The following is a 25,001-nucleotide window of genomic DNA, read 5'->3' on the forward strand; positions in this document are numbered from 1 at the left end:
GGCCGCAGCGGTATAATTGCCGCTTTTTTGGCGCAGCCCCTTCGCTTCCCGCACTGTTCCATACCCACAAGGCATGCGCCCGCAGTCAGTCACTAAAAGGTTTCCCACCCGCATGGACAAAACATACCAGCCCAACGCCATCGAACAGCAGTGGTACAACACCTGGGAGGAGAACGGCTACTTCAAACCCTCCGGGGATACGGAAGCCAGATCCTACTCGATCATGATCCCACCTCCGAACGTCACCGGCAGCCTGCATATGGGCCACGGTTTCCAGGAGTCCATCATGGACGCCCTGATCCGCTACCACCGCATGCAGGGGGACAACACCCTGTGGCAGGTGGGCACCGACCATGCAGGCATCGCCACCCAGATGGTGGTGGAGCGACTGTTGGCGGCAGAGGGTGTATCCCGCCATCAATTGGGCCGCGACAAATTTATCGACAAGGTGTGGGAGTGGAAGCAACAGTCCGGTGGCACTATTACCCGCCAGCTGCGCCGCCTGGGCGCCAGTCCGGACTGGTCCCGGGAACGCTTCACCATGGATGAGGGCTTCTATAAGGCGGTACAGGAAGTGTTCGTGCGCCTGTATGAGGACGGCCTGATCTACCGCGGCAAGCGGTTGGTGAACTGGGACCCGAAGCTGCACACCGCCATCTCCGACCTGGAGGTGCTCAATGAGGAGGAGCAGGGGCATCTGTGGCACCTGCGCTATCCCCTGGCCGATGGCTCAGGCTACTTGGTGGTTGCCACCACCCGCCCGGAGACCATGCTCGGTGACAGCGCCGTAGCGGTGCATCCGGAAGACGAGCGCTACCGGCACCTGCTCGGCAAAACTATCAATCTGCCCTTGAGTGACCGCGAGATTCCCATCATCGCGGACGATTATGTGGACCGCGAATTCGGTACCGGCTGCGTGAAGATCACCCCGGCCCACGACTTCAACGACTACGAAATGGGCCAGCGCCACAGCCTTGAGATAATCAATATTCTCGACGCCGACGCCAACCTCAACGAATCAGTGCCGGAAAAATACCGCGGTATGGAGCGCTTTGCCGCGCGCTCCCAGATTGTCGACGACCTGGAGGCACTGGGACTGCTGGAAAAAGTGGAGCCCCACACCCTCAAGGTGCCCCGCGGCGACCGCTCTGGAGTCGTGATAGAACCCTGGCTCACCGACCAGTGGTATGTGAGAACCCAGCAACTGGCTGCAGAGGCCATCGCCGCAGTGGAGGACGGCCGGGTTAATTTCGTACCGAAAAATTACGAAAACATGTACTTCTCCTGGATGCGCGACATCCAGGACTGGTGTATTTCCCGCCAATTGTGGTGGGGCCACCGCATCCCCGCCTGGTACGACGAGGAGGGCAACGTCTATGTGGGGCGCAGCGAGGAAGAGGTGCGCCGCAAGCACAGCCTCAGCGCTGATATCACCCTGCGCCAGGACGAAGATGTACTGGATACCTGGTTCTCCTCCGGTCTCTGGACCTTCGGCACCCTGGGCTGGCCCGAGGACACCCCGGAGCTGAGAGACTTTCACCCAAGCTCTGTGCTGGTAACCGGCTTCGACATCATCTTCTTCTGGGTCGCGCGCATGATGATGCTGACCCTCTACCTCAAAAAAGAAGTGCCCTTTCACACTGTCTATGTCCACGGCCTGGTGCGCGACAGCCACGGCCAGAAGATGTCCAAGTCCAAGGGCAATGTGCTCGATCCCATCGATCTGATCGACGGTATCGACCTGGAAAGCCTGGTGCAGAAACGCACCACCGGCATGATGCAGCCGCACCTGCGCGAAAAGATTGAACAGCAAACCCGCAAGGAATTCCCCCAGGGTATCGCCGCCTACGGTACCGACGCCCTGCGCTATACCTACTACTCCCTCGCCTCCACCGGTCGCGATATCAAGTTCGACGTGGGTCGTATCGAGGGCTTTCGCAATTTCTGTAACAAGATATGGAACGCCTCCCGCTATGTGCTGCAAAACTGCGAGGGGCAGGATTGTGGTCAGGACAACAGCAGCGACTTTGAACTGACCCTCGCCGACCGCTGGATTATCTCCCAACTGCAGCGCACGGAAACCACCGTGCGCGAGGCCATGGATAGTTACCGCTTCGACCTGGCATCACAGGCCTTATATGATTTTATCTGGGGTGAATACTGCAGCTGGTACCTGGAGCTGTCGAAGCCGGTACTCTGGGACGAAACCGCTGCGGCCGCTGTGAAAAAAGGTACCCGCCGCACCCTGATCCGCGTACTGGAAACCCTGCTGCGCCTGGCGCACCCGCTGATGCCTTTTATTACCGAGGAAATCTGGCAGAGGGTGAAGACCCTGGCCGGCAGCGGGGGCGAATCCATCATGCTGCAGCCCTACCCGCAGCCCAATGCAAACAAATTTGACCAGCAAGCGGAAGCCGCGGTCGGCTGGCTGAAACAGGTGATCGAAGGTGTGCGCAACATCCGCGGCGAAATGAATATCTCCCCGGCGAAAAAAATCCCGCTGCTGCTGCGCGGAGGCTCCAGCCGCGACCGGGAACTGCTGGATCAGGCCCGGAGCCTGCTCACCAAACTGGCCAGCGTGGAAAGCATCTCCTGTCTGGATGCCGGTGAATCCGCGCCCGCCTCTGCCACCGCACTGGTGGGCGACATGGAGCTGCTGGTACCCATGGCCGGTCTGATTGACGTCAATGCTGAGAGCACTCGCCTGCAAAAGGAAATCGACAAACTGGCAAAAGACCTCACGCGGGTCCAAGGCAAACTCAACAACCCCAAATTCGTGGACAAGGCGCCGGCGGAGGTTGTTGCCAAGGAAAAAAACAAACTGGCGGACATGCAAAGTGCCTATGACCGCCTGCGCGAAAAATTGGAGCAGCTCAGCGGTCTCTGAGACATCTTTGCAGCCCAGAGGGCTCCGCTGTTAGCCATGCGCCCGGCCGCCATCAACGCCGGGCGCATGGCCTTGAGACTGCCACCGACGTGAGCCCAGCGGCGACGGTCGAACCCAGCGCCAAAAAACCACCACCGGGTCTGTCGCCTCCCCCCTCCCCCGACAGATGTCGCACGAAACTACAGAACTTTTCTTCATATGCATGGGCTTCAAAAGAGTCAAACATTCTATGGCGCCTCTGGCGTAAAACCCTTTTAGCCTTTATAAAAAGGCCTGCACGACAAAAAGTATTTTCGGGAAAGACGGGCAGCCATAAAAATTGAGTAAACCCCCTGGGGAAATCCACGGGATTCGCGGTTTTTATAAAAAGTTTTGCGCCAGCAGGCAGTGGCTGAGTCGGGACCCAAGTAGCAACCCCAGTCCTTTCCGATCTTTGCACAAGAGCGATTTTGCGCCACCTGCGTCGAACCCCAAAGCGCGGACAGGCGACAAAAAAATAACGGGGGAAGAAAAAGTTGAATAACCCAGCTCAGCTCGACCCGGACGTCTGGCCACTGCTCGCCTATGCGCTCGCGGTTTTAGGACTGATTCTGCTGATGCTGGTGGCATCCCACTTTCTCGGCCAGCGACGGCGCGACCCCGCCACCGACGAACCCTATGAATCTGGCATTGTCTCCCAGGGAGGTGCCCGCCTGCGCCTTTCGGTAGCCTACTACCTGGTCGCCATTCTGTTTATCGTCTTCGACCTGGAAGCGATCTACCTGTTCAGCTGGGCCATCGCTTTTCGGGAAACCGGCCTGATGGGCTTTATCGAAGCGGCGATCTTTATATTCATACTCCTGGTCGGACTGATTTATCTGTGGCGCCTCGGTGCGCTCGACTGGGGCGGAAAGCAACAAAGCCTCGTCGGGGACGGGCGACACCCGGAAAAGTAATTTCCAGACTAGCGAAAGGAATCCAATATGCGCTGGCAGTTGAGCAAAGTCGAAACGGAAGACAATCTGATTGCCGCCAACGGTGATAGCTTTTCCTGGGAAATCAAAAAAAATATTCTCCTCACCAAGTTGGAGGATTTGGTCGCCTGGGGTCGCGCAAATTCCCTCTGGCCATTCAATTTCGGCCTGTCCTGCTGTTATGTAGAGATGGCCACCGCCTTTACCAGCCGACACGATATTTCCCGCTTTGGGTCAGAAGTGATTCGCGCAACACCCAGGCAGGCGGACCTGATTGTCATCTCCGGTACCGTATTTATCAAAATGGCCCCGGTGCTGCAGCGCCTCTACGAACAGATGATGGAACCGCGCTGGGTGATTTCCATGGGGTCCTGCGCCAACTCCGGCGGCATGTACGACATCTACAGTGTGGTACAGGGTGTGGACCGTTTTCTGCCCGTGGACGTCTATGTGCCCGGATGCCCGCCGCGCCCCGAGGCACTCATGCAGGGCCTCACCCTGTTGCAAAAATCCATCGCCTCCGACCGCCGCCCCCTCAGCTGGGTGGTGGACGATCAGGGCCAGCGCCAAGTTCCCAAGCCGAGTCAGCGGGACCTGCACCGCGACAGGCGTATGCGCGCCGAAACGCTGCGCACACCCGACAGCGTTTAGGTTAAGCGGCCATGAGCAGCGTGATCGCCGCCAGCGTTTTCAGCCAGAGTCCATACCGCGCCGCCGCCGAAGCGTTCGTCAGCGACCTGCGTGCGGAGAGCCCCAGCGACAGCTACTGGCTGCAGCCGGACTACACGGCTATGCCGACCCTGTGGGTAGACCGGCAGCGACTGCTGCCACTGCTGCGCTTTCTCAAGAGCGAAATCTCCCGCCCCTTCCCCATGCTCTACGACCTCACCGCCATAGATGAGCGCTTGCGGATCAACCGGGACGCGGGGCCCAAGCAGCAGCCCCAGAGCGACTTTACCCTGGTCTATCAACTGCTTTCGGTGGAGCGCGATCTGTTCATTCGGATAAAAGTGGCGCTGCCGGAATCGGCGCTGGCCATAGCGTCGGTCACCGGAATCTGGCCCAACGCCAACTGGTATGAGTGCGAGGTCTGGGATCTGTTTGGCATCCACTTCACGGACCACCCCCACTTGCGGCGCATCATGATGCCCGAGACCTGGGAGGGCCATCCGCTACGCAAGGATCATCACGCCCGCGCCACTGAGGAAGACCCCTTCACTTTAACCGCGGACAAGCAGAACGCTGAGCAGGAGGCACTGCTATTCCGCCCGGAACAGTGGGGCATGGCGCGGGCCAGCGACAGCGCCGAATTCATGTTTCTCAACCTGGGACCCAACCACCCCAGTGTGCACGGAGTCTTTCGCGTCGCACTGCAACTGGATGGCGAGAGGATTGTCGATGCGGTGCCGGATATCGGCTACCACCACCGCGGCGCGGAGAAAATGGCCGAGCGCCAGGCATGGCACACCTATATCCCCTACACCGACCGCATCGACTATCTCGGCGGTGTTATGAACAACCTGCCCTATGTGCTGGCACTGGAACAACTGGCGGGAATAACCGTGCCGCCGCGGGCGGAAACCATTCGGGTGATGCTGTGCGAATTGTTCCGTATCTCCAGCCACCTGGTTTTTTACGGCACCTTTGCCCAGGACGTTGGGCAGATGTCGCCGGTGTTCTATATGTTTGTGGACCGGGAGAAGCTGTTCGGGATCATCGAGGCCATTACCGGCGGACGCATGCACCCCGCCTGGTTTCGCATTGGCGGTGTGGCGCAGGACCTGCCGCGCGGCTGGGAGGCCATGATCCGCGAGTTTCTCGATTACATGCCCGCGCGGCTGCGCGAATACGAAGCCATGGTGCTGGACAACAAGCTGTTGCAGCGGCGCACCCGCGGTATCGGCGTCTACGACACCAGTGAGGCGCTGGAGTGGGGAATCACCGGGCCGGGTCTGCGCGCCACCGGACTGGAGTGGGACCTGCGCAAGCGCCGCCCTTACAGCGGTTACCAGAACTTCGAATTCGAAGTGCCTGTTTTTGACGGCGGCGACTGCTTCGACCGCTGCCGGGTAAGGGTTGAGGAAATCCACCAGAGCCTGCGCATCATTCGCCAGTGCCTGGAAAACATGCCCCCGGGTCCCTACAAATCGGATCACCCGCTGACCACGCCGCCGCGTAAAGCGCGCACCATGCACGACATAGAAACGCTGATTCAGCACTTCCTCAACAACAGTTGGGGGCCGGTGATGCCGGCCGGCGAAACCTTTTTTGCGGTGGAGGCCACCAAGGGCATCAACAGCTACCAGATTGTCAGCGACGGCGGCACCAGCGCCTATAGGACGCGCATCCGGACCCCTTCCTTCCCCCACCTGCAGATGATTCCGCTGATGAGCAATGGCCTGCTGGTGGCGGACCTGATTGCCATTATTGCCAGCATCGATTTCGTCATGGCGGACGTGGACCGATAGGGGCGCACAATGACCAGTACCTTCGAAGAAGCGGAAGTGATCGATCTGATGGAGCACAACACAGCAGCCAGGCCCGGCGGCAGCTCCCTGAGTGAAGCAGAGCGAAGGGAGATCGACGCGGAGTTTGCGCACTATGAAACCAAAGCCTCGGTGGGCCTGGAAGCGCTGCGTATCGTGCAGAAACATCGCGGCTGGGTGTCGGACGAGGCCCTGCAGGCCGTATCCGCTTATCTGCAGATCCCCGTCGCGCAACTGGAGGGTGTCGCCACCTTTTTTCAGTTGATCTTTCGCCAGCCGGTGGGCAGGGAAGTGATCCTGTTGTGCAACAGTGTCAGTTGTTGGATCAAAGGCTGCGAGCAGCTGCAGAGAAACATAGAACAGCGACTCCAGATCGCGCCCGGACAAACCACCCCCGATGGCCTCTTCACGCTGTTGGAAACCCCCTGTCTGGGGGACTGCGACAAGGCGCCGGTGATGATGATCGGCGAGGAGACGTACAGCAACCTCGATGAGCGCAGCATCGAGAAAATCCTGGAAGATAAGAAACACCACCATGCTGACCAAGCCCCTGACTAAAAATATCGGCACGGAAAACGTAGCTGCGGATATTGACCGTTATCGCGACAATGGCGGCTATCGGGGTTGGCTTAAATCCCTCTCCATGTCTCCGCAAGAGATCGTCACCACCGTACAGGACGCCGGTTTGCGCGGCCGCGGCGGGGCCGGATTCAATACTGGCCTGAAGTGGAGTTTCGTTCCGCCCGTCGGCCAGGGCCCCGAGATCAGATACCTGGTCTGTAATGCGGACGAGATGGAACCGGGCACCTTCAAGGACCGGCTGTTGATGGAGCGGGACCCGCATCTGTTGATTGAGGGAATGGCCATCGCCGCCTACGCCATCGGCGCCACCAGCGCCTACATCTTTATTCGCGGTGAATACCATTTGGCCGCAACGCGTCTGCAGGAAGCCATCGCCGCCGCCACTGCCACCGGCCTGCTGGGCAAACAGATACAGGGCCGCGACTACAGCCTGACTATCCATGTACACCGCAGTGCCGGCAACTACATCTGCGGCGAGGAAACAGCACTGTTGAATGCGCTGGAGGGCAGAAGAGCTATCCCCCGGGCCAAACCCCCCTTTCCACAAGTGAGCGGTCTATGGGGCAGGCCCACAGTAGTCAACAATGTCGAGACACTCTGCAACCTTCCCGACCTGATCGAGATGGGCGCCGACTGGTATCGCTCCCTGGGGCGCGGCCAGGACTCCGGAACCAAACTGTTCGGCGTCAGTGGCATGGTGAAAAACCCCGGTACCTGGGAACTGCCCATGGGGACACCGATACGGGAAATTATCGAAGAACACGCCGGCGGCGTGTTCGACGGCCTGAACCTGAAGGGCTTTCTGCCCGGCGGCGGCTCCACCGATTTCCTCGGCCCGGAGCACCTGGACCTGCCAATGGACTACGACGTAATCGGCAGGGCCGGCAGCCGCATGGGTACCGGCACCATCACGGTGCTGGACGACCAGACCTGCCCGGTGGGGATGGTACTCAATCTCTCCCGCTTTTTCGCCCGCGAGTCCTGTGGCTGGTGCACTCCCTGCCGCGACGGACTGCCGTGGGTGGTGCAGTTGCTGGAGCGGATCGAGTTCGGCCACGGGAGTCGCGAGGATCTGCGGCTGTTGCAGGAACAGGCCCAGCGTATGGGACCCGGCAACACCTTCTGCGCCCTCGCCCCGGGGGCCGCGGAACCTCTGCAGAGTGCGCTGAAAATGTTCGCACAGGATTTTATCGATCACGTCACCGGCGGCTGTTGCCCCTACGACAGGGTGCAGGCGATCGAGCACAGAACCACCGGCTAGCAAGGACCCGGATAGATGCCGAACATCACCATAGACGGCAAGGAGTACCAAATAGGCGACGGGCAGAATCTTCTCAGTGCCTGCCTGTCGCTGGACATTGACCTGCCCTATTTCTGCTGGCACCCGGCCATGGGCTCGGTGGGCGCCTGCCGCCAGTGTGCACTGATCGAATACCGGGATAAGGACGACCGGCAGGGCAAACTGGTCATGGGCTGTATGACCCAGGTGAGGGATGGCGGAATCTACGGTGTGGAGGCAGAGACAGCGCGGGAATTTCGCGGCGGCATCATCGAAGATCTCATGACCAACCACCCCCACGACTGCCCGGTGTGCGAGGAGGGCGGGGAGTGCCACCTGCAGGATATGACCGAGATGAGCGGCCACACCCAGCGGCGCTACCGGGGGCTGAAACGCACCCACAAAAACCAGTATCTGGGCCCCTTCATCAACCACGAGATGAATCGCTGTATCACCTGCTATCGCTGCGTGCGTTTTTACCGGGACTACGCCGGCGGTACCGACCTGGAAGCCCTTGGACGCAACAGCCAGATATACTTTGGCCGCCAGCGGGAGGGACTGCTGGAAAACGGCTTCAGCGGCAATCTGGTGGAAGTCTGCCCCACCGGCGTCTTCACCGATAAAACCTTCAGCCAACACTTTGTCCGCAAGTGGGACCTGCAAACCGCACCCTCGGTCTGCGAGCACTGCGCCGTTGGGTGCAACACAGCGCCGGGGGCGCGCCAGCCGGGCAACGGCGGCGACACCCTGCGCCGGGTGGTCAACCTGTTCAACCGCGATATCAACGGCTATTTCCTGTGTGATCGCGGGCGCTTTGGCTACGACTATGTCAGCAGCGCCGGGCGCATCAAGGGCGTGCTGTGCGCCCGGCAAAGCGAATTGATCGGCAGCACCGCCGCCAGCGGCGACAAGCTGCACCGGGAAATCGCCCCCCCCAAAGCACTGCAACAGTTTGCCGCGGCACTGGACGCGGCGGGAAAATCACAGCGCCGCCTGGTCGGCATCGGCTCTCCCCGCAGCTCACTGGAAAACAACTTCGCCCTCAGGCAACTGGTGGGCCCGGACAACTTCTACAGCGGACTGGCAGCGCCGGACCTGCACCTGCTGCACCTGGTGGACACCATTCAGCGGGACCCGAGGGTGTCCAGCCCGTCAACACCGGAGATAGAGGAAGCGGATGCTGTACTGATCCTCGGTGAGGACCTGGACAATACCGCTCCCCGCATTTCCCTGGCCGTGCGGCAGGCGGCGCGCAATGTACAGCGGAGAGAGGCTGAAGCCCTGGGCATTCCGCTGTGGCAGGACGCCGCAGTGCGGCAGCTGAGCGAACCGCTGACACCTGTCATCTACGCCGGCAGTTACGCCCCCGCCTGTGCGGATCTTGTCGCGGAAACACTGCTCGGCACGCCGGAACAGACGGCCCGATTCGCCTTTATGGTGGCCGAGTTGGTATTGGAGCGCGAACCGGAAACAGATGGCGCCGGCCCGGAACAGATCGCCCTGGCGCGGCGCACAGCGCAGGTTCTGAAGACTGCCGCGCATCCGCTGATAGTGTCCGGATGCAGCAGCCGCGACGAAGGTATTCTCAAGGGCGCCGGCACCCTGGCCGCGGCGCTTGGGGAGGTGCGGCGCTCCCCCTGTGCTACCTACCTGGTATGCCCGGAAGTCAACAGCCTGGGGATAGCGCAGATGTTTGCGCCACAAAAGGGGAGCCTGGAGCAGCTGGTGCTGGATGGCGATGCCGGCACCCTGCCCACAACCCTGGTGGTGCTGGAAAACGATCTCACCCGCAGAGCCGACCCACAGTTGCTGGACAGACTGTTTGCACAGGCGGACCAGGTCATTCTGCTGGACAGCCTGTACAACGCCACCGCACGCTGCGCAGACCTGATTTTTCCCGCCGCCACCACCGCAGAATCCCAGGGAACCTATATCAACGGCAACGGGCAGGCACAGCGCTTCTACACAGTCTATGAGGGTGTCGGCTTTATTCAGGAAAGCTGGCGCTGGCTGGCCGACGCGGCGGCCCTGTGCCAAGCCGGGCGCGATTCGTCCGCGGTACTCCCCAAGTGGCAGCACGCACCACAGGTCACCGACGCCCTGGCTGTGGCCTTTCCCCAATTCATATCTCTGGCAGATCTCGGCCCGGACGAGAATTTCCGTATCGAGGGTATGAAGACTGCCCGCCAGAGCCACCGCTACAGCGGACGCACCGCCATCCACGCCGAGGCCGAAGTGGCGGAAATGCCACCGCATCAAGACCCGGACGCGCCCCTCAGTTTCAGTATGGAGGGTATTCACAACGCCAACAGATCGCCCCTGCAGGCCAGCATTTGGGCACCGGGCTGGAATTCGAATCAATCGCTGTACAAGTTTCAGGAGGGTGTGGGGGGGCCACGTAAAAGCGCGCCTGCGGATATCCGTTTGCAAAGGGCCGCAGAGCCCATCCCCCCCTGGCGCAGGCAGGGAAACAGTGCCCCCTCGGATTCGCACACAGAGCGGCTGGTGCCGCTGTACCGGCTGTACGGTTCCGGGGAACTGAGTAACAGCGCGGCTTCCATCGCCAGTATCCTGCCTCCGCCTTTCGCTCTTATCAGCGTCCGCGACGCCGCGCGGCTGAAGGTGGACGACGGCGGCCGGCTGCGCCTGTCGGTGGGTCGGGAAATTCTTGAAGTGGATGCGCGGATATCCAGCGAGCAGCCCGAGGGTATCCTGGCGGTGTCCTGCGGACTTCCCCATAGCCAGGCATTCTCCGCCGCCTTGCCCGTTGAAGGGCAAGTGGAAGCACTGGTCGCCGAAGACACCACTCACAGCGGAGATGTTCGATGACAGGCCCGGCTTCCATCAACCTGCTGCACATAGTCGGCATACTGGTCACAGTGGTACTGCTGGCGGCGCTGCTCACCTGGGGTGAACGGCGACTGCTGGGATTTTGGCAGGACCGTCCCGGCCCTAACCGGGTGGGCCCCTTCGGGCTGCTGCAGGTTGTGGCGGATATGATCAAGCTGTTTTTCAAGGAGGACTTTGTCCCCCGCTTCGCCGACATTCCGGTATTCATTATCGCCCCGACCATCGTTATGGCGGCGATGCTCCTGGGGTTCGTGGTCATTCCCATCACCCCCACCATCGGCGTTGTCGACCTCAATATCGGCCTGCTGTTCTTTATCGCCATGACCTCCCTGGCAGTGTACAGCGTGATACTCGGCGGCTATGCGTCGAACAACAAATACGCCCTGCTGGGCGGCCTCAGGGCCGGCGCACAGACGGTATCCTACGAAGTGTTTATGGGCATCAGCCTGATGGGCGTGGTGATGCTGGCCGGGTCCTTCAATCTGCGCGACATAGTAATGGCGCAGCAAAACGGCTGGTACATACTGCCGCAATTCGCCGGCTTCCTGGTGTTTTTCATCGCCGGCATCGCCGAAAGCCACCGCCTGCCTTTCGATCTGCCAGAGGCCGAACACGAACTCACCGCCGGTTTCCACACCGAGTATTCGGGCATGAAATTCGGCATGTTCTTTGTGGGCGAATACCTCTCTGTCATTTTGACCTCCGCTCTGATAACCACACTGTTTCTCGGTGGCTGGCTGGGACCCTGGCTGCCGCCCATCCTCTGGTTTTGCCTGAAAACCGCTTTTCTGGTGATGCTGTTTATTCTGCTGCGCGCCGCCCTGCCGCGCCCGCGCTACGACCAGCTGATGCGCTTCGGCTGGACGGTGATGCTGCCCCTTGCCCTGTTCAACCTGCTCGCGACAGGAGGAATTCTGCTGTGGCTCAACTAGACCTGGAGGCGCCCTATGCTGGCTAGCCAGTTGCGCAGCATGTGGCTGGTGTTCAAACACCTGTTCAGCCGCAACGCCACTGTGCAGTACCCGGATGAGAAACCCTACCTGGCCCCCCGCTACCGCGGACGCATTGTGCTGACCCAGGATCCGGACGGCGAAGAGCGCTGTGTGGCCTGCAACCTGTGTGCGGTTGCCTGCCCGCCGGACTGCATCTCGCTGCAAAAAACCGAGGACCCGGACGGCCGCTGGCGGCCGGAGTTTTTCCGCATCAATTTCTCCCGCTGCATCATGTGTGGCCTTTGTGAAGACGCCTGTCCCACCTACGCCATTCAGCTGACACCGGATTTCGAGATGTGCGAGTACGATCGCCAGAACATGGTGTACGAAAAAGAGGACCTGTTGATCAACGGGCCGGGGAAATACCACGAATACAGTTTTTACCAGGTCGCCGGCAAAGCGATCGGGGCCAAGGCCAAGGGACAGGCGGAAAATGAAGCCGCCCCCATTGATGTCAAAAGCCTGAACCTGTGAAAAAGGGTGTGGGCTGCGCACAACAATAACCGACCTGGAGTCATCGAAATGCCGGGCATTTCTTTCCACTTCGTCGCGATCATCGCGCTTATTTCCACCGCGCTGGTCATTTTCAGTCGCAACGCGGTACACGCGCTGCTCTACCTGATCGTTTCTCTGCTGGCGGTGGCGGTGATCTTTTACCAGTTCGGCGCGCCCTTCGCCGCGGCACTGGAAGTCATCGTCTACGCCGGTGCAATCATGGTGCTGATGATCTTCGTCATCATGATGCTCAACCAGGGGGATGCGGCGGTGGCGCAGGAAAATCAGTGGATGCAGCCGCGGGGATGGGTCGGTCCCGGCCTGCTGTCGGGGCTGCTGCTACTGCAAATGCTGTGGCTGTTGTTCGCGGATGCCGGCGGCGGTGACCCGGCACATCACCGGGTGGGGGCCAAGGAAGTGGGCATAGCCCTGTTCAGCCGGTACCTGCTGGCGGTGGAACTGGCCTCCATGCTGTTGCTGGCGGGCCTTGTCGGAGCATTCCATCTGGCGCGTCCCAGTCGCCATAACCCCGGGGAGACGGACCATGTGGATTGACGCCCTGGGCCCGGTGGGCCTGTACCAGGGACTGGCTCTGGCCGCGATGCTGTTTTGTCTCGGCCTGGTGGGACTGCTGATCCGCCGCAACATCATCTTTATGTTGATGAGCGTGGAAATCTGCACCAATGCCGCGGCACTGGCATTTGTGGTCGCCGGATCTCACTGGGGCAATGCCGATGGGCAGGTGATGTTCGTGTTTGTCATCACTCTGGCGGCGGCGGAAATCGCCATAGCCCTCGCCCTGGTACTCCAGTTTTACCGGAGCCGGCACACAGTCGACATAGACCGTCTCAACTGGTTGCGAGGCTGATATGCACCAACTGCTTTTGTGGATACCCCTGCTGCCCTGCGCGGGCTTTGTGCTGCTCGCGGCGATCCCCCTGTGCAGCCGGCGCGAACCTGCGGAACTGGTGAGCGCCATCATCGGCGTCGGCAGCGTCGGCCTGGCAGCGCTGATCTGCCTCTATCTGGCGGCCAGTGTATTTTTAGGCGCGCCGGAGGCGCAGCTGCAACTGTCCCTGTGGAACTGGATAAGGGTTGCCAACCTAGAACTGGAGTTCGGTTTTGTTGCGGACTGGCTCACCATGGTGATGTTGCTGGTAATCACCGGGGTCGGTTTTCTGATCCACTTGTACTCCGCCGGTTATATGCGCGGCGACGACGGCTACCGCCGTTACTTCGCCTACCTCAACCTGTTTGTCGCCGCCATGCTAGTACTGGTACTGGCGGATAATCTGGTATTGCTGTACCTGGGCTGGGAGGGCGTGGGCCTGTGCAGCTATCTGCTGATTGGTTTCTGGTATCGCGACCCGGCCAATGGCGCCGCCGCTCGCAAGGCGTTTATCGTCACACGGGTGGGCGATACCGCCATGGCTATCGGGCTCTTCCTGTTATTCGATCAGTTTGCCACCCTCAGTATTCGCGAACTCAACGATGTAGTGGTGCAACCCGCGGTGGACCCCACCACAATCACTATCGCGGGGCTGCTTTTGCTGGGCGGGGCAGTGGGCAAATCGGCCCAGCTACCGCTGCAGACCTGGCTGCCCGACGCCATGGCCGGCCCCACCCCGGTGAGCGCCCTGATCCACGCGGCGACCATGGTCACCGCCGGTGTGTATTTGATTGCCCGAATGCACCCCCTGTTCACTCAATCCGAGATTGCCCTGACAGCCGTTGCCTGGGTCGGCGCCCTCACGCTGCTGCTCGCCGGGTGCAGCGCCCTGGTGCAGTCCGATATCAAGCGGGTGCTGGCCTACTCCACCATTAGCCAGATCGGCTATATGTTCCTGGCCCTGGGAGTGGGCGCCTGGTCCGGGGCGATTTTTCACCTGATGACCCACGCCTTTTTCAAGGCCCTATTGTTCCTGGCCGCCGGCTCAGTGATTCTCAGCCTGCACCACGAGCAGAATATTTTTGCCATGGGCAACCTGCGCAAAAAAATCCCGTTTACGTTTATCTGTTTTACCGTCGGTTGTGCCTGTCTCGCCGCACTCCCTTTCACCTCCGGCTTTTTCAGCAAGGACCAGATCCTTATCCTCGCCTGGCAGTCGCAGCAGGGGTTCAGCGGCCTATGGCTGGCCGGGGTACTGGGTGCCCTGATCACCGGTATCTACAGTTTTCGACTGCTGTTTCTGGTGTTCTTCGGCCGCGAAGGCAGCGCTTCGGTCCGCTGCCAGGATGAAAACACCCCTGCCATGGCACTGCCATTACTGCTGCTGAGCGCACTGGCGCTGCTGGGAGGGCTGCTGACACCGCCACTGCAGGCGGTGTTCGGACAGGCCGCTTCGGGACACGCCCCCCTCTTGGCGGAGACCCTAGCCATCGCAGCGCCACTTGTGGGGCTGGCCATCGCCTGGCGGTTGTTCCTGCGGCGCCCGGTACCCGCTCAGCTGCCGGCCCGGTTGGAAACCTTCTGGCGCGACGGCTGGGGTTTCGATTGGCTCTATGAGCAGCTACTGGTAAGACCCGTTTTGGCGCTGGCACACCTCAATCGCAATGACATTATCGACAGTGTGTACAAAGGCTCCGCCTACGCCAGCCGGCAACTAAACCTGTTTTTTGCCGCCTCGCAAAACGGCCAGGTGCGCTGGTATATGGCCACGCTGGTGGCCGGCTCTATTCTGTTCCTCGCCCTACTGGTGGCCCTATGACAATACTGGCAATCATCTCGCTCCTCTTTGCCGGTGGCATCCTCGCCTGGTGGGGGGAACGCCACCTGCGCGGCAGCAGCCAGTGGATCTCCCTGCTGGCTATCGCGGGTGCAACCATACTGCTGCTGCGCTACTGGGGCCTCGCCACCGCGGACGTGAGTGCGGCGCCCGCAGGGCTTTGGTGGGACAGCCTGCAACTGAGCTGGATCCCGCGTTTCGGTATCAGCTTTTTCCTGGCCGTGGACGGCCTGGGATTTCTGCTGATCCTGCTGACGCTACTGATGGGTTTATTTGGCCTGATAGTGACCTGGCGGGAGGTCAGTTTCCGCCGCGGGTTTTTCTATTTCAATTATCTGTGGACCCTCGCCGGCGTGGTGGGCGTGTTCACCGCTATGGACCTGTTTCTGTTCTTTTTCTTTTGGGAAGTAATGCTGATCCCCATGCTGCTGCTGATCGCCATCTGGGGCTATGAACAGCGGATATTTGCGGCGATAAAGTTCTTTATCTTTACCCAGGCCAGCAGCCTGCTGATGCTGATGGCGATAGTGGGCCTGGTCTATATCCACTTCGAAAACACTGGTGTGGTCACCTTCAACTACCGGGATCTCCTCGCGGCCCAGTTCTCTCCCCAGACGGGGTATTGGCTGATGCTCGGTTTCTTCGTCGCCTTTGTGGTGAAGCTGCCCGCAGTCCCGGTGCACACCTGGCTGCCGGACGCACACACCCAGGCGCCCACGGCGGGGAGTATCCTGCTGGCGGCGATACTGCTGAAAACCGGCGCCTATGGCCTGCTGCGTTTCACCCTCCCGCTGTTCCCCCAGGCCTCCGCGGCCTTTGCCCCCATGGCAATGACCATCGGTGCCATAGGCGTAGTGTACGGGGCCGTATTGGCCTTCGCGCAACGGGATATGAAGCGACTGGTGGCCTATTCCAGTGTCAGCCATATGGGCTTCGTGCTCCTGGGGCTCTATGCGCTGAATACGATTGCGATCCAGGGCGCAGTGATGCAGATGCTGGCCCACGGCGTAAGCACAGCGGCGCTGTTTGCACTGGTAGGCGCTTTGCAACACCGGCTGCATACGCGCGACATGGAATTGATGGGGGATCTCTGGAGCCAGGTGCCGAAACTGGCCGCCATTGCGCTGTTCTTTGCCGTTGCCTCCCTGGGCCTGCCGGGGCTCGGCAATTTTATCGCCGAATTTATGGTGCTGCTGGGCACCTTCGATAGCAACCGGACCATTGCGGTGGTGGCTGCCATCGGCCTGGTGGGTGCGGCCATGTACGCCCTGCAGATGATGCAACGGGCTTTCTTTGGCGAGCGCCGCGGGCCCCCGCCGGAAGCGGGTAAAGCGCAAGCCCTGGCCGATCTCAACCTGCGGGAAACCGCTGCGTTGCTGTTTCTCGCTGTGGCACTGGTGCTGCTCGGCCTGCGACCGCAACCGGTGTTCGACATCAGCGCACCCGCCGTTGCCGGTTCGATACAACCCTTGCAGGGCGCGCCGATCAATAGCAGTCAGGCTGCACCACCCAAACTGTCACGCCAGGTCGCGCAGAGCAAAGGGGATTGAAATGAACCTGCAGGAACTCCACGGTATTTTGCCGCTACTGGTACTCACAGCCGGCATCACCCTGCTGTTGCTCCAGGTTTCCTTTTGGCGCGGACACCGCAGGGCCCTGGCCAGCAGCCTGCTGATTCTCACCGCAACTATTTACGCCTGCTACAGCGCTGCCCGTCAACTGCAGCAATTGGACACCCAATCCATCTCTGTCACAAGTCTGATGCTGGTTGACCATACGGCACTGTTTATCTCGGTGCTGATGCTGCTGGCTGCCGTCGCGGTAGCGGTGTTGGGGTTCAACCACCTGCGCCAACGCTGTTCTCACACCACTGGCAGCGGCGACCTGGCGGAGGAGTTCTACATACTGTTGCTGCTGGTGTTATTGGGCGCCTGTACCCTGACTTTTGCCAGTCACTTTGCGGTCCTGTTTCTCGCCCTGGAGCTGATGGGGTTGGCCCTCTATCCACTGCTGGGATTCGCGGTCACCGGAGTCAAGTCGTCCGAGCGGGAGAGGACCTACTCCCTGGAGTCCGGCCTCAAGTATCTGCTGCTGTCAGCCCTGTCCACAGCCCTCGGCCTGTTTGGCATAGCGCTGATTTACGCCGCCTCCGGCACCCTGGATTTTACCGGCGTCGCAAGTGCAGTGGCCCGGACAGACGGCGGTGTTCTCCTGCCCAGCGGCTTAATCCTGCTGCTGGTCGGCATTGCATTCAAACTGTCACTGGTGCCCTTTCACATCTGGACACCGGATGTCTACCAGGGTGCACCGACACCGGTCACCGCCCTGATCGCCACTGTGGGCAAAGGGGCCGTAATCGCAATTTTGTTGCGCCTGCTGGCGCAACTGGACCTGCTGGCATTCCCGGTGATCTCCAATATGCTGGTGGTGCTGGCGATCGCCAGCATGTTAATCGGAAACCTGCTGGCGCTGATGCAGGCCGACATCAAGCGGCTGCTGGCCTACTCCTCTATCGCGCACATCGGCTACCTCATAGTGGCGCTGATGTTTGGCGCCACGGCATTTGGGGTGGAAGCCGTGGCCTATTACCTGGTGGCCTATGTGGTGACCACCCTGGGGGCTTTTGCCGTGGTCAGCCTGGTGGCGGATGCGGCCTGGTCAAATGCCCCGGACAGCGGGACAGAGCCGGGAGACGCTGTGACAGATCCCTTCCAGCGCAGCTACTATCGCGGACTTTTCTGGCGCTCGCCCTGGCTGGCCTGCTGCCTGGCGGCGATGTTGCTTTCTCTGGCGGGGATACCGCTCACCATCGGGTTTATCGGCAAATTCTACATATTTGCCGCCGGCGTTCAGGCCGGCCTCTGGCTGCTTTTGGGCGCCGTGGTGCTCGGCAGCGCCCTGGGACTCTTCTACTATCTGAAACTAATGCTCACCATGATGCAAAAGGATGACAGGGAAAGTCCGCTTTTGCTCTTAACTGCAAATAACCTACAGATCAGACTGTCCGGGCAGATATTATTGATATGCCTATCCGCCTGTCTGTTGGTTTTCGGCATATTTCCCCAAACCCTGATCGACTGGATCAATTGATGAAAACCCTAGCGAAGGAGCGCTCCATGCGAGACCATATACACTCTAGTGCCGCAACCCCATATTGACACAGTACCGAGAGGCAGGCCCATGAAAACTTTCAAGCAGGCATGTGAGGTGCTCAAGGACGCTGAGAAGTTCCATTTGGATATGGCGGATCTCTACCAACAACTGCTGCAAAAATCGCCGGACAACCGCACCCAGTTACTACTCAGGCACATGCTGGAACACGAGCAGCGCATGGCGAGAAATCTGGCCAACTACAGCGACGTCGCACAGCTCAAGGTGATGCGAACCTGGCTGCAATACACCCAGGAGGAGTCAGCCAGTGATTTCCTGCGGGATATCGATCTCAGCGATCCACCCACCATCAGTGAAATCAATACCCTGGGGCGCGCGGTGGACCGCTACTTTTCCGAGCTTTACCAGGCGGTTTACGGCGCTATCGAGTCCGCCGAGGTAAAGGAAGTCTTTGAGGATCTGAAACAGATTCAGGACAAAGAGCGCATTACCCTGTCCATGGCGACCAATTCCCTCTGGGACATGTAGGAACCGGTAGAGATTTACCGACATCGACTGAAGCCGGTATCACTCCCAACGAAAAGCCACCGGGTGGGCCATCTGGATGTAGGTCTTGGGGAAAGGCAACAGCCGGTTATCCGGGCGGCTGCCAGTTGATCACCGGTTGAGTTTCCCGATCTTCGCAGAGCCAGATTACGGCCCGCAGTTTGTCGCGAAACTTTCCGTCCGGCTGGTAGAGCCGGCTCCAGTCCCCCTGGGAAAAAGGGACGCCGTCCAGCCGCATATGCTCCATCAATGCCGCCTCGGTTTGATAGTCCACCTGCAGGGATTCCTGCGTGTCGAAGTCCGTCGACATGCGCAGACTGATTCTGTTGCCCTGGCGATCCAAATGCAGGATCTCGCCCATCCAGGCGGTGAGCTGGTTGGGATCGCAGGTCAGATAGGGCGGAACTGCCAGGCGCCGCTGGGCGGCCACAGGCGCAGATAACAGCAGGATCAGGAAACCGAGCAGGATTTTTTTCATACCGGGAGTCTAGCCCAGTGGAGGAAGGGGGGAAAGCCCCCCTTCCCGGCTTTTTACAGGCCGCGGTAGACGTTGCTCAACTCGTCCGCGCGATTGGATTGGCCGGTGGTGAACTCGTACATACAGGAGTCATAGGTGTAATCCATAAAATTATGGATCGGGTCCAGGCCACTGGCATTCTTACCCTTGGTGCAGGAATCGCGACCTACGGGGCAACCATTTGCCGGTGACCTCTCTGCCGGCGTGTCGGCAACAAAGTCGCCATCGCCATTACAGCCACCCTGGAAGGTGTGATACAGGCCCAGCCAGTGCCCCACTTCGTGGGTCATGGTGTCCCCTTCATTGTAAGGGGCGGCATCGCCGCCGGGCAGTGAGCCGGTCAGCACCACTACGCCGTCACGCACCGGGTTGGAGGCATAGTTGCTGGGAAAGGTCGCCCAGCCCAGCAGGCCGCCGCCGATGTTGGCCACGTAAATATTGAGGTCAGTCGCATCACCCACCCGCAACGCGGATTTCATGGCGGTTTCCTCAGCGGAGCCGGAGTTCAGGTTGTACCAGGCATTGTTTGCCGTAGTGGTGGTGGAAGCCAGGTTGAAAGTGAACGGAGTGTCCGCAAAGGCAGCGTTCAGAACATTCATCTGGTTGTTGATATCACCACTGGACAATGCGCCATTATTGCTGGTGTCGGTGATCACGTGGAAGTGAACATCCACGTTCACAGAGCCGGCGGGGCGAGGCGTATAGCCACTGTCGCCACCGCTGCCAGGCTTGCCGCGCAGATTGCTGAGGTGGCGCTCCTTGAGGGCCGCTTCCTCGGTGGTCGGGTGCTTGGTGCCGCAGCGCAGGAAATTCGCGTTACTGTTGGCGTTTTCGAAAGCCTTGTCACTCTGTGCATCGGCGATCATGGGAGAGGCGAGCAGGCAGAAAGCGAACGCCTTGCTGAGGGACTTGGTTCGACACGGAAATTGCATAAGATAATCCTTATTTTTATTTATGATTGTTGTCGGGCTTCGGTTGAAGCCCGCGCAGAATGAGGCTTTTCACGCCAATTTGTCAATGACACAATCGCGGTGTTACATCAATAATGACGCTTAGTTCATTATTTTTCCCACGCCTAAAGTCCTCTCGCAAAAGCCCCCGATCGCACCTTCAGCAGTAGAAGAACCTGCTGTAAACATCTACAGAAGATTATCCTCCCCGACCGCCATGTCTCCTTATTCTGTCAATATCTACAGCAATATTCAGACAAATATTCTACGCGCTGTCTAAAGTCAGCCCCCTGTCAGAAAGCCCCGCCTCTTTGCTCCTGTTCGCGGTGCAGAACCCGTCTGACGGCCGTCCCACCATAGATTCGGGCTCTGCCTCTCCCAGCCAAATTGACATACCTGCCCCTCTCCGGTTTCTTTTTAGGGAAATCTCTGGCATAACCCCCAGATGATTATTAATCCGGCAACTCAATAAATTGCCGGATTTATGCAATACAAGGATGTGCCGTCACCGGGGTTAGGCCGGTGCGAAGCTGTGGAATACAAGTAACTTTGTGCAGATGTGCAAGTCTTCAAACACGGCAGTCCAATGGATAGAGGATCATCGATTGAATCGCCGAGTTAATAATGCTGTGTGGGAAAGACTATGACGGATGTTTTGATCGTCGGCGGGGGCCACAATGGCCTGGTTTGCGCCTGCTACCTGGCCAGGGCTGGGCAGAAAGTCACCGTATTGGAACGCCGCGATATCGTTGGTGGTGCGGCCGTCACCGAAGAGTTTCACCCGGGTTTTCGCAACTCTGTAGCCAGCTACACAGTGAGCCTGCTCAACCCCAAGGTGATAGAGGACCTCAACCTGCACCGGCACGGCTTGCGGGTAAAGCTGCGCCCACAAGCCAATTTTTTCCCCCTGTCGGACACTGAAAGCCTGTCCTTCCACAGCAGCTTTGCGGATACCAGCGCGGAGATTGCGCGCTTTTCCGGCAAAGATGCCGCTGCCCTGCCCGCCTTCTACGCGATGCTGGAATCCGTCGCCGATATATTGCGCACGGAGCTGCTGCGCACACCCCCCAACGTGGGTGGCGGCCTTGTGGACCTCTTGCGGGCCGGCAGTTTCAGCCTGCGCGCACGCCATTTGACTATGGCCCAACGGCGGGACGCGCTGGACCTGTTTACCAAAAGCGCCACCGACATACTGGATGCCTGGTTCGAAAATGACCACCTGAAGGCTGCCCTGGCATTCGATTCTATAGTGGGTAACTATGCGGCGCCGAGCACCCCCGGCTCCGCCTATGTACTGCTACATCATGTCTTCGGTGAAGTGAACGGTGTCAAGGGTGCCTGGGGCCATGCGCTGGGTGGTATGGGAGCCATCACCCAGGCCATGCTGAAAGAGGCCCAGCGGCTCGGCGTGACGGTGCGCACCGGTGCCGAGGTGAGCGAAGTACGTGTGGACAACGGACGGGCCACCGGTGTGCGCCTGGCCAACGGCGACACCCTCCGGGCGCGCAAGGTGGTTGCCAATGTAGGGCCAAAACTGTTGTTCGGCAGCATGGTGGACCCCCAACACCTGGACGACGAATTCCTGCGCCGGGTGCGCGGCTTCAAGGTCGCCTCCGGTACTTTCCGTATGAATGTGGCCCTGTCGGAACTGCCGGATTTCACCTGTCGCCCGGGCACCCATCTGCAGAAACACCACCAGGCAGGGATAGTGATCGGCCCCGACTTGGCTTACCTGGAACAAGCCTACCTGGATGCAAAACAATTTGGCTGGTCGAAAAAACCCATTGTGGAAATCCTGATTCCATCCACAGTGGATGATTCCCTGGCTCCCCCCGGCCAACATGTTGCCAGTTTGTTCTGCCAGCAGTTTGCACCAACACTGGCGGATGGCAGAAGCTGGGATGACTGCCGGGAAGCAGCGGCGGACACCATTGTCGACGCTGTGTCCGAATACGCACCCAATTTCCGCGATGCCATTATCGCCCGCCAGATCCACTCACCCCTGGACCTTGAGCGCAAATTCGGCCTTGTGGGCGGCGACATCTTTCACGGCGCCCTGGGGCTCGACCAGCTTTGGAGCAACCGCCCATTTATGGGCTATTGCAACTACCGCACGCCGGTAGCGGGTCTCTACCTGTGCGGCTCAGGCACCCACCCGGGGGGCGGTGTCACCGGAGTACCGGGACACAATGCCGCACGCGAAATCCTAAAAGACAAGTGATTTCCCTGTGTTTCCACCCGCGCTGCCAGGCAGTGCACAGGCACAACTGTGCGCTGTCAGACCATATAGGAAGGCACTCAACACGGCCAAGCCAAAAATCCACCAAAATCCTATCCCATAAAATTCACATCGATATGGGCAAGGCGCCTATTTTTTATCAATAAGGTATGAAGTTCCCATCATGAAAAAAGCAGTTTTTTTGCCCGCATTGGCGATAATATTCAGTGCATTTTCCATTGCCGATGAGCAGCCTCTGGAATTTGAGGCAGGTTACCTTGTGGATGGAAAACCGGGTCTGCAACCGTCGGGGCTCGCCGTCTGTAGCGGAGAAATCGTCTTTGTCTCCGATAAACATGAACAGGAAATCTACAAATTGGTTTTCCACCCGCAGGGGGCAGCCAAACAAGGAATAGCTGGAGTAAAAACCTGGAAAACACTGTCCAGTATTCCCGCGCCGCCCAAACAGGACTTCAGCTTCACAATGCGTTTCAGGCGCTTTGTGGCGGAACTGGCCGGTATATCCGGGGGTATGGATTGGGAAGGTATCGCCTGTGACCGATTTGGCAATACCTTTTTGGCCAGTGAGTACTATTTCTCAATTTTGAAAATCGATACTTCCGGCAAGATGGAATGGCTGGCCGACAATCTGTATCAACGCGGAAACAAAGTCGGACTTTTTCAAAAGGACAATGCCTACGTAGAGGGACTCACGTTACAGGACGGTGTACTCCTGCTGGCCGCCGAAAGGGAACCGAGAGGAATTATTGCCCTGGATGGGGGCTCTGCGTCTTTCCATGTTCAGCCCGAACCCCAGTCTTCCGGGCAAGATCTGCCCCTGGACTATACGGGGCTGGAGGCCTACAACGGCAAAATCATTGCTCTGGAAAGAAATCACTATCAGGTGTGCCAGCTTTCCCAGCAGTATGAAAGCAAACCCTGCTATTCGTTCAAGGAGGTTGCCACATCGTCCGACTGGGGCTACAACACCGGAAAGTATGGCCTTGCCGAAGGGGTGGCAGTGGATGGAAACTCCCTATGGATAATTGTGGACAACAACGGGGATACCCGAAAGGCGGATGCCGACGATAGCAGATCGACTATTTTGAAATTCAAAAATCCATTTTAACAAGCCGGCAATTCCTGGGTTAATAGTCCAGCTTCTCCTGTGCAACTACTGATAGGCGCCGCAAGGCGCCGCTCAGCAGCAATACTACAAACGCCGCGAGGCTCAGTACTCCCGCCCAGGCCAGGGTGGTGATGGGAGCCGCATATTCACTCAACACACCGGCGCCGAGCGCCCCCAGTGCGGCGGAACCGAACAAAGAAAGCTGGTAGATGGAAATAATGCGGCTGCGGAATTCCTCCGGTGCCAGCAGCTGCACAATGGCACGACCGAGTGCCGCGGACGCGGCGGCGACCGCACCCCAGCAAAAGCACAGCAACAGCAGGCCAAAACGTGTGGGGCCCAGGCTGATACCGATCAGCAGGGCCGCACTGTACAGCAGGCACATAAGGATACCGCGCCCCGGCTGCGCCCCCTGACCGCGCCGCAGCATTACCACTGTGGCTGTCACCGTCCCGGCGATAAAGGCTATCTGCAGGGTGGCATAGTAGCTGGCGCCGCGTCCATATTCGTTGGCCAGCAGTGGCAACACCACCAAAAAAACACCGATATGGACAAAGCCGTTGAAACCTACCAGGGCCACCAGCTCGCGCAGTGGCGGCCGCTGCCAGACCTGGATAAAGCCGTCGCGAATCAGGGCCATGGATGGCGGTTGCCGCGACTGTGGTGCCGGGGCAGGCAACCTGAGGGCATAGAAAAACGCTGACGCCAGCAGCAATGCGATGATTTGCAGCGACAGCAGGGTCACGACGCCCCAGTGGTCGAAGCGGCTGGCCAGCAGCATACCCGCCGCCTGGCCGCCGTACTGGGCCAGCATCATCCAGGTCACTGTGTGCTGGATACCGGCGCTGCGCTCTCCCACCGGCCGCACACCCCGCTGCACCAGATTGTCCCGCGCCGGCTGCAGGAAGGCAGTGCAGATGCCCAGACCCACGCCATAGAGCAGCAATACCGCCAGGTTCGGAATACGGATATCAAAATACAGCAGTAAAGCTATGTGACAGACAGCCAAGCCAAGGCAGGCCAGAGCGGCCACGGCCGCGGAATCCCGCCGATCCGCGACCACGCCACCAAACAGCAGCAATATCAGATTGGGCAACAGTACCGATGCCTGCACCCAGCCCAGTTGCAGGGGTGGCAAGTTCACCACCGCCACCGCAATCCACGGCAGCAGGATTATCTGTAATCCGGTGGCGAGCGAGGTACCGGCATAGCCGAGCAAAAACTTGTGCAGTCTTGCCGCCAGAGCGGAAACAGACATCGGGAAATTCCGGGGGTTGGTA

At 59.5% G+C, this 25,001-nt stretch carries 20 protein-coding genes; 17 read left to right on the top strand and 3 right to left on the bottom strand.

The annotated features are described in order from the left end of the window. Nucleotides 1-112 precede the first annotated feature (112 nt). From ABVT36_RS08300 to ABVT36_RS08370, 15 genes are all read left to right on the top strand, one after another. Entirely contained in the window at nt 113-2,887 is a 2,775-nt protein-coding gene (locus tag ABVT36_RS08300; RefSeq protein WP_368456136.1) for a valine--tRNA ligase, read from the top strand. 515 nt (nt 2,888-3,402) lie between these two features. Further along, nucleotides 3,403-3,822 (top strand): NADH-quinone oxidoreductase subunit A, encoded by a 420-nt coding sequence (gene ndhC, locus ABVT36_RS08305; RefSeq protein ID WP_368456137.1) that lies wholly within the window; start codon nt 3,403-3,405, stop codon nt 3,820-3,822. Nucleotides 3,823-3,849: 27 nt separating this feature from the next. After that, nucleotides 3,850-4,491, top strand: coding sequence for an NADH-quinone oxidoreductase subunit B family protein (locus ABVT36_RS08310; RefSeq protein WP_368456138.1), 642 nt, complete (start codon nt 3,850-3,852; stop codon nt 4,489-4,491). A gap of 11 nt (nt 4,492-4,502) precedes the next feature. Beyond that, entirely contained in the window at nt 4,503-6,308 is a 1,806-nt protein-coding gene (gene nuoC / locus ABVT36_RS08315) for an NADH-quinone oxidoreductase subunit C/D (protein ID WP_368456139.1), read from the top strand. A gap of 48 nt (nt 6,309-6,356) precedes the next feature. Next, nucleotides 6,357-6,884: an NADH-quinone oxidoreductase subunit NuoE gene (gene nuoE / locus ABVT36_RS08320; RefSeq protein ID WP_367149491.1), complete on the top strand. Its 528-nt coding sequence runs from the start codon at nt 6,357-6,359 to the stop codon at nt 6,882-6,884. Continuing rightward, nucleotides 6,862-8,169 (top strand): NADH-quinone oxidoreductase subunit NuoF, encoded by a 1,308-nt coding sequence (nuoF, locus tag ABVT36_RS08325; RefSeq protein WP_368456140.1) that lies wholly within the window; start codon nt 6,862-6,864, stop codon nt 8,167-8,169. Before nuoE ends, nuoF begins: the two co-directional genes overlap by 23 nt. Before the next feature lie 15 nt (nt 8,170-8,184). Continuing rightward, nucleotides 8,185-11,016 carry an NADH-quinone oxidoreductase subunit NuoG gene (gene nuoG / locus ABVT36_RS08330; RefSeq protein ID WP_368456142.1) on the top strand — a complete coding sequence of 944 codons (2,832 nt, stop codon included), beginning with the start codon at nt 8,185-8,187 and terminating at the stop codon, nt 11,014-11,016. Beyond that, entirely contained in the window at nt 11,013-11,969 is a 957-nt protein-coding gene (gene nuoH / locus ABVT36_RS08335) for an NADH-quinone oxidoreductase subunit NuoH (protein ID WP_368456143.1), read from the top strand. Before nuoG ends, nuoH begins: the two co-directional genes overlap by 4 nt. A 15-nt stretch (nt 11,970-11,984) precedes the next feature. Next, on the top strand, nt 11,985-12,503 hold the full coding sequence (gene nuoI, locus ABVT36_RS08340) for an NADH-quinone oxidoreductase subunit NuoI (RefSeq protein ID WP_368456144.1): 519 nt from the start codon (nt 11,985-11,987) through the stop codon (nt 12,501-12,503). A 48-nt stretch (nt 12,504-12,551) separates the two neighbouring features. Next, nucleotides 12,552-13,079: an NADH-quinone oxidoreductase subunit J gene (gene nuoJ / locus ABVT36_RS08345; protein WP_368456145.1), complete on the top strand. Its 528-nt coding sequence runs from the start codon at nt 12,552-12,554 to the stop codon at nt 13,077-13,079. A gap of 4 nt (nt 13,080-13,083) precedes the next feature. After that, nucleotides 13,084-13,392 (top strand): NADH-quinone oxidoreductase subunit NuoK, encoded by a 309-nt coding sequence (nuoK, locus tag ABVT36_RS08350; protein ID WP_368456221.1) that lies wholly within the window; start codon nt 13,084-13,086, stop codon nt 13,390-13,392. A 1-nt stretch (nt 13,393) separates the two neighbouring features. After that, nucleotides 13,394-15,232 carry an NADH-quinone oxidoreductase subunit L gene (gene nuoL, locus ABVT36_RS08355; protein WP_368456146.1) on the top strand — a complete coding sequence of 613 codons (1,839 nt, stop codon included), beginning with the start codon at nt 13,394-13,396 and terminating at the stop codon, nt 15,230-15,232. Continuing rightward, nucleotides 15,229-16,800 (top strand): NADH-quinone oxidoreductase subunit M, encoded by a 1,572-nt coding sequence (nuoM, locus tag ABVT36_RS08360; RefSeq protein ID WP_368456147.1) that lies wholly within the window; start codon nt 15,229-15,231, stop codon nt 16,798-16,800. Before nuoL ends, nuoM begins: the two co-directional genes overlap by 4 nt. A gap of 1 nt (nt 16,801) precedes the next feature. Next, on the top strand, nt 16,802-18,340 hold the full coding sequence (locus ABVT36_RS08365; RefSeq protein WP_367149446.1) for an NADH-quinone oxidoreductase subunit N: 1,539 nt from the start codon (nt 16,802-16,804) through the stop codon (nt 18,338-18,340). Between the two features lie 90 nt (nt 18,341-18,430). Beyond that, entirely contained in the window at nt 18,431-18,889 is a 459-nt protein-coding gene (locus tag ABVT36_RS08370; RefSeq protein ID WP_367149445.1) for a hypothetical protein, read from the top strand. A 106-nt stretch (nt 18,890-18,995) separates the two neighbouring features. Here ABVT36_RS08370 and ABVT36_RS08375 read toward each other — a convergent pair whose 3' ends face one another. Further along, nucleotides 18,996-19,385: a hypothetical protein gene (locus ABVT36_RS08375; protein WP_367149444.1), complete on the bottom strand. Its 390-nt coding sequence runs from the start codon at nt 19,383-19,385 to the stop codon at nt 18,996-18,998. A 53-nt stretch (nt 19,386-19,438) separates the two neighbouring features. Then, entirely contained in the window at nt 19,439-20,356 is a 918-nt protein-coding gene (locus ABVT36_RS08380) for a zinc metalloprotease (RefSeq protein ID WP_368456148.1), read from the bottom strand. Nucleotides 20,357-21,017: 661 nt separating this feature from the next. Between ABVT36_RS08380 and ABVT36_RS08385 the strand changes: the two genes are divergently transcribed. Further along, entirely contained in the window at nt 21,018-22,595 is a 1,578-nt protein-coding gene (locus ABVT36_RS08385) for a phytoene desaturase family protein (protein WP_368456149.1), read from the top strand. A gap of 181 nt (nt 22,596-22,776) precedes the next feature. After that, the gene (locus ABVT36_RS08390) at nt 22,777-23,721 is read left to right on the top strand and encodes a hypothetical protein (protein ID WP_368456150.1); all 945 of its coding nucleotides are present in this window, start codon (nt 22,777-22,779) and stop codon (nt 23,719-23,721) included. Nucleotides 23,722-23,740: 19 nt separating this feature from the next. On the opposite strand, the gene ABVT36_RS08395 is transcribed toward ABVT36_RS08390, so the two are convergent. Then, nucleotides 23,741-24,979, bottom strand: coding sequence for an MFS transporter (locus ABVT36_RS08395; RefSeq protein ID WP_368456151.1), 1,239 nt, complete (start codon nt 24,977-24,979; stop codon nt 23,741-23,743). Nucleotides 24,980-25,001: the final 22 nt, after the last annotated feature.

This window comes from Microbulbifer sp. TYP-18 (genome assembly GCF_040932045.1).
In the GTDB taxonomy this organism is placed as follows: Bacteria; Pseudomonadota; Gammaproteobacteria; order Pseudomonadales; family Cellvibrionaceae; genus Microbulbifer.

Excerpts from the sequence above, each read along its gene's own strand:
- ABVT36_RS08300 (WP_368456136.1), top strand. The coding sequence starts at position 113 with ATGGACAAAACATACCAGCCCAACGCCATCGAACAGCAGTGGTACAAC.
- ABVT36_RS08310 (WP_368456138.1), top strand. The coding sequence starts at position 3,850 with ATGCGCTGGCAGTTGAGCAAAGTCGAAACGGAAGACAATCTGATTGCC.
- nuoC (WP_368456139.1), top strand. The coding sequence starts at position 4,503 with ATGAGCAGCGTGATCGCCGCCAGCGTTTTCAGCCAGAGTCCATACCGC.
- nuoE (WP_367149491.1), top strand. The coding sequence starts at position 6,357 with ATGGAGCACAACACAGCAGCCAGGCCCGGCGGCAGCTCCCTGAGTGAA.
- nuoF (WP_368456140.1), top strand. The coding sequence starts at position 6,862 with ATGCTGACCAAGCCCCTGACTAAAAATATCGGCACGGAAAACGTAGCT.
- nuoG (WP_368456142.1), top strand. The coding sequence starts at position 8,185 with ATGCCGAACATCACCATAGACGGCAAGGAGTACCAAATAGGCGACGGG.
- nuoH (WP_368456143.1), top strand. The coding sequence starts at position 11,013 with ATGACAGGCCCGGCTTCCATCAACCTGCTGCACATAGTCGGCATACTG.
- nuoI (WP_368456144.1), top strand. The coding sequence starts at position 11,985 with ATGCTGGCTAGCCAGTTGCGCAGCATGTGGCTGGTGTTCAAACACCTG.
- nuoJ (WP_368456145.1), top strand. The coding sequence starts at position 12,552 with ATGCCGGGCATTTCTTTCCACTTCGTCGCGATCATCGCGCTTATTTCC.
- nuoL (WP_368456146.1), top strand. The coding sequence starts at position 13,394 with ATGCACCAACTGCTTTTGTGGATACCCCTGCTGCCCTGCGCGGGCTTT.
- nuoM (WP_368456147.1), top strand. The coding sequence starts at position 15,229 with ATGACAATACTGGCAATCATCTCGCTCCTCTTTGCCGGTGGCATCCTC.
- ABVT36_RS08365 (WP_367149446.1), top strand. The coding sequence starts at position 16,802 with ATGAACCTGCAGGAACTCCACGGTATTTTGCCGCTACTGGTACTCACA.
- ABVT36_RS08370 (WP_367149445.1), top strand. The coding sequence starts at position 18,431 with ATGAAAACTTTCAAGCAGGCATGTGAGGTGCTCAAGGACGCTGAGAAG.
- ABVT36_RS08375 (WP_367149444.1), bottom strand. The coding sequence starts at position 19,385 with ATGAAAAAAATCCTGCTCGGTTTCCTGATCCTGCTGTTATCTGCGCCT.
- ABVT36_RS08380 (WP_368456148.1), bottom strand. The coding sequence starts at position 20,356 with ATGCAATTTCCGTGTCGAACCAAGTCCCTCAGCAAGGCGTTCGCTTTC.
- ABVT36_RS08385 (WP_368456149.1), top strand. The coding sequence starts at position 21,018 with ATGACGGATGTTTTGATCGTCGGCGGGGGCCACAATGGCCTGGTTTGC.
- ABVT36_RS08390 (WP_368456150.1), top strand. The coding sequence starts at position 22,777 with ATGAAAAAAGCAGTTTTTTTGCCCGCATTGGCGATAATATTCAGTGCA.
- ABVT36_RS08395 (WP_368456151.1), bottom strand. The coding sequence starts at position 24,979 with ATGTCTGTTTCCGCTCTGGCGGCAAGACTGCACAAGTTTTTGCTCGGC.